This window comes from Planctomycetia bacterium (genome assembly GCA_034440135.1).
Lineage (GTDB): Bacteria > Planctomycetota > Planctomycetia > Pirellulales > JALHLM01 > JALHLM01.
Map to the genome: position 1 here is coordinate 1 of JAWXBP010000436.1, position 8,386 is coordinate 8,386.

Sequence of the window (8,386 nt, forward strand, 5' to 3'; positions counted from 1 at the left end):
GCTTTGTGGAGATCGAAGAGATTCGCCGCGTCGGCGGCCTCGCGGTCGGCGTGGCCAGCGAAGAAGAATCGCGCGAAGGCGTCAATGAGTGGAAACGTCAACGCCTGATCCGCGCGGGGGCCGACGTAATCATCGGCGACTATCGCTGCCTGGATGAACTGCTGGACGTGCTAGGAATCGGCTGACGTCCCTCATCACAGTCTCCTTTCGCTCCGCGAAAGGTTCGGCCTTTCGCGGAGCGAAAGGAGACTGTGTCGGTGTCCATCTCGGCGACTTGTCGCGTCTACAGCTCCTTGATTTCGAGTCGATTGTCCGCCAGGAAGGCCTCGACTTCCGCCTTGTTGAACACGCCCTCCGTCGTCCCCACTGCGCGGACGCAACTGGCGCCGAGGGCGCTGCCCCAGGCGAGACACGTGCGCTCGTCGCCGCCAGCGAGTAGGGCGGCGATATAGCCGGCGTCGAAAGCGTCGCCGCTGCCGGCGCCGCCGACGTAGTTCATGCGGAAGATATTGGCGCGGAGCCGCACCTGATCGTTGACCAGCACGGTGCCGTGCTCGCCGCAGGTAATGACGACGGTCTTCGCTCCCGCGGCGCGAAACCGATCGGCCTGTGCAACCGGGTCGTTCAGCCCGGTGATGACGGCGGCTTCATCGGTGTTCGGCAGGAAGAGATCGGTTTCGGCCAGCAGGCCTTCCAATTGGGGCCAATGGTCGCCCGGGCCGGGCAGTACCACGTCAAGCGCCGTGATCACTCCCGCGGCGCGGGCGGCGCGAAAGACCGGCGTAAGCGCGCCGTCGAGCAGCCCTTTCATCAGCAGATAGCCGCCGACGTAGAGCACCTTGGCGCTGCGGACACGCTCCAGCGGAATATCTTCGGGCCGAACGGAGGCGCTGGCGCCGATCGAGTGAATATAGCGACGGTCTTCGCCGTCGACGTTGATGATCAAGGAGCCGGAGGTTTCCACGGTCGGATCGCGCCGGACGCCGGAGGTCTCGACGCCACTTTTATTCATGACGTCGATCAGGTAGTTGCCGAAGGCGTCCACGCCAACGCAGCCGACCACGCCGACTTGCACGCCGACCTTGGCCAGATCGATCGCGGCATTCACCGCGCAACCGCCGGGCCGCAACGGCAGGCTGTCGGCCAGGATCAACTCTCCGACGCGGGGCACGCGCGGAATCGGCGAGCAAAGGTGATCCGCGACGAGAATTCCCACGCTCAAACAGTCAACAGCCACGGCCAGCGCTCCCGCCAGGAAGGTAAACGGCGAACGAGCGAATATAGGTCGTCCCGCGCCGGGCGGAAAGGTGTGCGAGGGAACGCCGCCGGGCAGCTATAATTCGCCGCGTGAACGCTTCCCAGAGATTCGAAATCATCTACGAGCAAGGTCCGGTGCTGGGCGTCATCAAGCCAGCCGGCGTCGCCACGCAGGCCCCGGCGCCCTTCGAGAGCCTGGAAACGCGGATCAAGAATTTTCTGCGCGAGCGGGAGGGGAAAACCGGCAATTTGTACCTGGCGGTCCCTCATCGGCTGGATCGGCCGGTGTCAGGGGCGATGGTGTTCGCGCGGCACGTGCGCGCGGCTCGGAAGATTTCCACGCAATTCGAAGAACGGCGCGTTGCGAAAACCTACTGGGCGCTGGTCGCCGGCGCGGTGACGCCGGAACGGGGCACGTGGGTCGATCACCTGCGCAAGGTTTATGGACATCCTCAAGCGGAAGTCGTCGCTGCCGATCACCCGGAAGCGCGCGAAGCGGTGCTGCATTACGACGTCCGCGGTCAGGGGCAAAGTGCGTCGGGCGACTTGATTTCCTGGCTACAAATACGGCTTGAAACCGGCCGCACGCACCAGGTTCGAGTGCAGGCCGCGTCGCGCGGTTGGCCGATCTTGGGGGACGAACTTTACGGTTCGCAGATTCCGTTCGGCCCCGTCGTCGACGAGCCGCGAGAACGCGCGATCGCGCTCCATGCGCGAAGCCTGGCTTTGCTGCATCCGATGACGCAGGAACCGATCGAACTGATCGCGCCGGCGCCGAGATACTGGCACGACCTGGGCGTTATGCTCTCAGCGGACAACACGGCGTTTGATTTTCAGTCGTAGGAATTCCAGCTCGTCTCGCCCGAGGTTGGCGGCGGCCTTACACTATTTGCGGGGCCGGAACGGCGGGTTGCTTCGCTTCTATCACGGGAAAGAATCGGATGTCCAAGTCACGCGCCCTCCCGCCGCCTGCGACGCCGCGTTGGCAGAAGCTACTCATCGGTAGCGCATTGGCGCTGATCGCCGTGGCCTTTTTGCTACGGATGTTGCTGCGACAAGCCCCGGAATTTTACCGCGAGGAGTTGGCACTCTCGGCGGCAGGCCAACAGGCTGCGAGCGATGCCTGTCTTGCCAATATAACGGCGACCGTCAGCCAGGCGCGCCGCGCCGGAGATTGGCGGGCGGAATTCACCGAGGATGAGTTAAACGGTTGGCTGGCCTACGACCTGCCGAACAACCATCCCGAGCTGGCGGACGAAGCGGTTGGCGCGCCGCGGGTCGATTTCGAGGAGAATCGCGGGCAAATCGCGTTCGAGTACCGCGGCTTGGTCACGACGTACGTGAATGTGGCGTTCGACGCCGAGGTACGGGATCAAAACACATTGGCGATTCGCTTCCTTCAGCTCCGAGGGGGCGCCGTGCCGCTGCCGTTGGGATCGATTATCGAACCAATGACGTCGATTGCAGGGCAGTTAGGTCAGCCCGTGCAATGGACCGAGGAAGACGGCTATCCGGTAGCGTTGCTGACTTTCGTTCCCAGCGACGCGGAAAAGTCGGAAATCGAATTGGTGCAAGTGAGCATTGAGCAGGACCGCATCGTGCTGGAAGGCAACACGAAAGCCAGGTCGGGCGCGCCGCGTTGACTTTTCGGTGCGACTGCAGGAAGTCGAGCGGGGATCTGGCGAATCTGCCACGAGTCACACGGCGTTTCCCTGCTGAAATGCTCTTGGTCGCAAATCAATCATCTGCCGTTCGGTCGGTCGCGGAGTAGCGATAGCTCCATGCGTTGGCAGTTGAAATGGAACGCATCAACGAAACTGCACCTGTTAGCCGTTCCCCCTGGAAGTGGAGTTGCCAACAGTCCTCTGTTAGCGATAAAACGCTGCATATGCCACGATCCCAGCGTTCGACGTGACCGCGGTCGGATGTCAGGGGACCTTCGTAGTCCAAGTAGGCGAGGCGATGATCGGCCAAGCGGATCGCAATCTGTGCCGCTTTGTCATCGGGCGGACGCTCAAGGGCCCAGGTTGGTAACGTGGGGCCGTCCAAATCGAACATCAAGTCCCAATGGGATGGTCTTGAGGCGTGCTCAGGCAGTTGATGACGTAGGACGACGTAGCGCGGCATACGATCAGTTTAGGCGATCAACATCGTGAAGTGCAGTTGCTACCGGGTCGGCGGACCGGACAGGCGACGCAATCGAGCGGCGGACAGCGATCTCGTCACATCGTTCGAGTAGTTCCGCCACGTTCGTACACTCCGATAAATAGCAGCCATTCGCCAGCTAATCGTGCTTGAATCCACCACATCGCCGACCGTCTTCGAACCTAGGATTCCCGGCGCGGAGATTTCGGATCTTTGGCGCACGATCGCCGAGAATTTGCCCGATAACATCATCGCGGTGGACCGAGCAGGGTATATCCGCTGGATCAATCGCACGCTGCCGGAATATCAGCGAGCGAAAGTTATTGGCAGCCATTGTACGGAATATGTCAGCGACGAGGACAAGCGCAAATACGCCTACGTCCTTGACGCGGTTTTCCGCGGAGAAACGCCGGACGCCTATGAAGTGCAAACACTGGACGGACGCTGGTGGCTGAACCGCGCAGTGCCAGTGCGAAACGGCGACGGTGAAGTCGTCGCGAGCCTATTCTTCGCCAGCGACATTTCGCGGCGGAAGGCGCTGGAGGAGTCGCTCGAGCAGCGCCAAAAGCTGCTGGAGCGGGTTCAAGACACTTCGCCGGCCGTGGTGTTCATCTACGATCATGTTGCGCAGTGCATCGCGTACGTCAATGCGCGCGTGGAAGAATTGCTGGGCTACAGCGCCGCCGAAATGATGTCGCTTCAGGGCGATATGCAAGCGAGAATCGTGCATCCGAACGACGCCGAGCACGTGGCGCATCATATCGCGTGGCTGGCTCAGCAGAGCGACGACGTGATCGGCGAGATGGAATATCGCGTGCTGCGCCGGGACGGCACGCACCGCTGGGTCTCGACGCGCAGCACGATCTTCAGGCGTTTGCCGGACGGGAGCCTGCATCAAACGCTGGGCTCCACCGTCGATATCACGGAACGCCAACTGGCGGCCGAAGCGCTCGCCGAACAGCGTCAATTGCTGACGCATATCATCCAGACTTCGCCAGCCGTGACGTTCGTCTGGAATCTGATGGCGGATCGCGCGATATACGTCAACGGACGCGCCGAGGAGTTGCTCGGCATCGATGCGACCGAGCTCCTGATTCCGGGCGAGAAACTGCGGGAGCGCTGGATGCATCCCGACGAACGGGGACTGATCTCGGGGCTCATCGCGCGGTTGGCGACGGCGGATGACGATGACGTATTCGACGTCGAGCACCGGATGTTGCACCGCGACGGCTCGTGGCGCTGGGTCCATAATCGCGCAACGGTGTTTCAACGCGACGCCGACGGCAAGGTGATGCACACGATCAGCCTGATGTTCGACGTCACAAATCGCCGGTTGGCGGAGCAGGCGTTGGCGCAGAGCGAGGCGAGCTTGCGGTCGGTCATGAGCTATGCCCCGGATCTGATCGCCAAGCTCGACAAGCATGGCCGGATTACTTATGCGAATCAGTTCAACATCCTCGGCGACGGCTGCATGCTGAGCGAGACGCATGCCACGGCTTGGGTGATCCCCGAAGACACGCGGCGACTGCAAGCGGCGTTGACGACGGTGTTCATGGAGCGCGAGACGACGCGCACGGAGATCCGCGTGCATCGGTTCGACGGCGCCGAGCGCGTGTACGACTGCCGGTTTGGACCGATCGTCGTGAACGGAGCCATCGAAAGCGCGATCGTGATTGCACGGGACGTGACCGAGGAGCGCCGCGATGCGGAAATGCTCCGGATGCGCGATGCGCAATTGGCGCACGCCTCGCGACTGACGGTCGGTGGCGGGATGCTGGCGGGCATCGCTCACGAGGTGAATCAACCGCTCTATGCGATCTCGAATTTCGCTACCGCCGGACTGCAGTTATTGCGCGACGAAGATTCACAGCGCGCCGACACCGTGCGTCAGTGGCTCGCCCGCATTGCGGAGCAAGCCGATCGGGCAGGGGGTATCGTGCGTCGCTTGCGGGAATTCGTCGGCAAAGGCCAACAGATCAGGGAAACGCATGACTTGAACGGCGTGCTGCGGGGCAGCCTGCGTTTCGTGGAACCCATGTCGAAGGCGTCGCGGATTCGCGTGCAGGCCGCGATGTCCGACGAATTGCTGTCGGCCAGCGTCGATCGTCTGCAGATCGAGCAAGTACTCGTGAACCTGCTGCAAAACGCCGTCGACGCCATGCAGCAATGCCAGGCGGCGGATCGCAACCTGCTGGCCGGAGCGACTCGCGAGCAAGGCGAGGCGCATATCTCGATTATGGATCGGGGCGAGGGCGTGCGAGTGGAGGATTTGGAGCGCGTGTTCGATCCGTTCTTCACCACCAAGCCGGACGGACTTGGTTTAGGGCTGGCGATCAGCCGCAATATCGTGACCGCGCATGGCGGACGCAGTTGGATCACGCGCAACGTGGGCGCGGGATCGACATTTCATGTTACCTTACCTTTAATTGGAGAATCCGGTCATGAATCTTAATGCTCCTGTGGTGTTTGTCGTCGACGACGAAGCGGCCGCGCGCGAGTCGGTAGGCGCGCTAGTGGAATCGCACGGATACCGCGCGGCCTGCTTCGATTCCGCCGAGGACTTTTTGGCCAAATTCGATCGCGACGCGCATGGCTGCCTGATTACCGACCATCGTATGTTGGGCGCTTCGGGCATGGAAATGATTCGCGCGCTGAATGCCGAGGGAGGGCGATTGCCGGTGATTCTGATCACGGCCTACGCCAGCGTGCCGATGGCGGTGCAGGCGATGGAATTGGGAGCCGTCACAGTGTTGGAAAAGCCCTGCCGCGACCAGGAGCTTTGGCAGAGTATCGAGCGGGCGCTGAAATTGGACGCGGAAGTCTATACCAGCCGGATTCGCGCCGCCGAAGTGCGCCGTTGCGTCGCCTCATTGCTGGACGAGGAACTGGAAGTGCTCCGGCGCATCGTGCGCGGTCAGCAGAACAAGGCGATCGCGCACGAACTGGGCATTGGTTTGCGCACCGTGGAGGCGCGACGCCATGCCGTGTTCAACAAGTTGCAGGCGGAATCGTTGGCGGAATTGCTGCGCAAAGTGATTGAAGCCAAGGTGCTGCAAGAGGAGCAAGAAGTCGGGCCGCGGCTTGCGGAAGGGACGTAAGTTGCGTCCGCGACTACAGCGATTTCAGATAGGCGACCAGGTCGCTCAGCTCTTGTTCCGTGAGCGGGCGCTGCCCAGCGACGTTTTCCGGATTGTGTTTGCCGGTCAACAGTTGTTCGAGCGACTTGGCGCGGCCGTCGTGCAAGAGTAGCGGCTTATCATGCACGCCGAGGAGCGAGGGCGTGTTGTAGCCTTCGTACCAATCCGAGGCGCCATTCGTGCCGACGTCGTGGATCTGGCCGTCCGTATAGTACGCGCCGGTATGACATTGGAGACAATTGGCGTCGGCGCTCTGGAAGACCACTTCGCCGCGCTGCGCCTGCTCGCTTAGCGAGCCGTCCTGCGCGCGGTGAGGGTTCGGCGGCGTCGATTGTTCTGCAAAATAGGCGAGCAACGCCTTCACGTCGTCGGCCGTCGGCTTCGGGCCATGCATAGTGTCAGTGAGCGATTTTTCCATCGCGTCTTCCAAGCCTTGTTGCCAACCGTGCCAGGTCCAGGGCGTCGTGTCCGCCAGGTTGCGCAACGGCAACACCGTCTTGAAGGTGAACACCGTCGCGTCGTTGTGCGTGTCCATCGTGACGGCGTTCGTGCCCCCTTCCCAATGGCAGGTGTGACAGCTGTACCATTGGTCGAGGCTGCGGCGGGCGTCGAAGAAAATCGCTTCGCCCTGCCGGGCCAGCGACGGCTGCTCCGCGCCGCCGAGCGGGATCGAACGCGACAGCTTGCGTTCATGCAAATCGACGATCTGCACGCTGTTCAACAGCGCGTTCGCAACGTACACGTGGCGATTGTCCGCGGACATCCGCAAATTGAGCGGACGGCCGCCGACTTCGACGCGATAGAATCGCTGATCGTCGGCCAACACGGCGGGATCGATGTGGTCGCCGGGGCCGCCGTAATCATGAAAGCCCATGCCCGGCAGCTTGAAGACCAGCAACTCATGCGTGCCGGCGGCGGACGTGACCATCCACTCGTTGTCGCTGGTGACAGCCATGCCGGTCGGGTCGCCGACGGCCTTGCCACGCGGATCGAGCGCGATGGCTTTGCGGCGCTGTTTCTTTTCCAACGCGACGCGACCGATACGGCTGGCGATCACCCAGCCTTGCTGGATGTTGTTCTCGCTAATCGGATTGGCGCCGTAAGCGATCCAAGGAAAAAACACTTCCTGGCCGTCCGGCGACAACGCCAATTGCCCAAGATTCAGGCCGACGAAGTTTTCGGCGAAGAGGAGCGTCTCGGTCGTGGCGTCAATGACGGACACGCCGCCGGCGCCACTACAGGCCACGGCCAGGCGGCCGTGCGGCGCGAGCGCCACGCTCCGCGGCCAGCGCCCGACTTCGATCTTCTTACGTAGCGTCATGGAATCCAGATCGACGACCGCCACGCATTGCCCGGCGGCCAGGGCGACGTACGCGGTGCGCCCGTCGGACGATAACGCCACGCCGCGCGGATCGAAGCTGAGGTGAATGGCGCCGGCAAGCGCTAAGTGCGAGTCTTCGATGCGGAATCGCTGCAAATCGCCGCCGTGGGCTCCCGTGACGAGGACCGATTTTTCGTCCGGCGCTAAAGCCAAGGCCGTCGGCTGGGCGGTGCAAGAGACTTCGTGCAGGACATTGCCGGTCGCGATTTCCACGAGCGAAAGCGTTGACGCGCCGCGGTTGGCGGTGATCAACCAGGTTTCTTCGTGGTTGAGCACGACGTCAGCAGGGGAGCGATCGACGTCCGCGCTCGGCGCGTCCTCCGACGCCGAACAAGGGGCGAAACTCGCGAGAACGACGGTCAGCCACGCCAGCGTTTGACGCATGGGATTCATGCTCCTGGTTGCAAAACCTGCATGCAACCAGTCTAGCCGAATGCGCCGGCAAAATCACTAACACTAGCCCGTA

7 protein-coding genes are annotated in these 8,386 nt (G+C 62.3%); 5 read left to right on the forward strand and 2 right to left on the reverse strand.

What is annotated here, in order from left to right:
• Positions 1-185: HAD family hydrolase (locus SGJ19_25240; protein ID MDZ4783566.1), on the forward strand; the 185-nt coding region annotated here is incomplete at its 5' end.
• Between the two features lie 98 nt (positions 186-283).
• Here the strand turns inward: SGJ19_25240 and SGJ19_25245 are convergent.
• On the reverse strand, positions 284-1,237 hold the full coding sequence (locus SGJ19_25245; GenBank protein ID MDZ4783567.1) for a carbohydrate kinase family protein: 954 nt from the start codon (positions 1,235-1,237) through the stop codon (positions 284-286).
• A 110-nt stretch (positions 1,238-1,347) separates the two neighbouring features.
• On the opposite strand from SGJ19_25245, the gene SGJ19_25250 reads away from it, so the two are divergent.
• From SGJ19_25250 to SGJ19_25265, 4 genes are all read left to right on the forward strand, one after another.
• Positions 1,348-2,100 (forward strand): RluA family pseudouridine synthase, encoded by a 753-nt coding sequence (locus SGJ19_25250; GenBank protein MDZ4783568.1) that lies wholly within the window; start codon positions 1,348-1,350, stop codon positions 2,098-2,100.
• A 98-nt stretch (positions 2,101-2,198) separates the two neighbouring features.
• Positions 2,199-2,900, forward strand: a complete 702-nt coding sequence (locus SGJ19_25255) for a hypothetical protein (protein MDZ4783569.1) — start codon at positions 2,199-2,201, stop codon at positions 2,898-2,900.
• 647 nt (positions 2,901-3,547) lie between these two features.
• Positions 3,548-5,854 (forward strand): PAS domain S-box protein, encoded by a 2,307-nt coding sequence (locus tag SGJ19_25260; GenBank protein ID MDZ4783570.1) that lies wholly within the window; start codon positions 3,548-3,550, stop codon positions 5,852-5,854.
• Positions 5,844-6,500 (forward strand): response regulator, encoded by a 657-nt coding sequence (locus SGJ19_25265; GenBank protein MDZ4783571.1) that lies wholly within the window; start codon positions 5,844-5,846, stop codon positions 6,498-6,500. The genes SGJ19_25260 and SGJ19_25265 overlap by 11 nt, the downstream gene beginning before the upstream one ends.
• Positions 6,501-6,513: 13 nt before the next feature.
• Here SGJ19_25265 and SGJ19_25270 read toward each other — a convergent pair whose 3' ends face one another.
• Complete coding sequence (locus SGJ19_25270; GenBank protein ID MDZ4783572.1) at positions 6,514-8,304, reverse strand: c-type cytochrome; 1,791 nt, start codon at positions 8,302-8,304, stop codon at positions 6,514-6,516.
• Between the last annotated feature and the right edge of the window lie 82 nt (positions 8,305-8,386).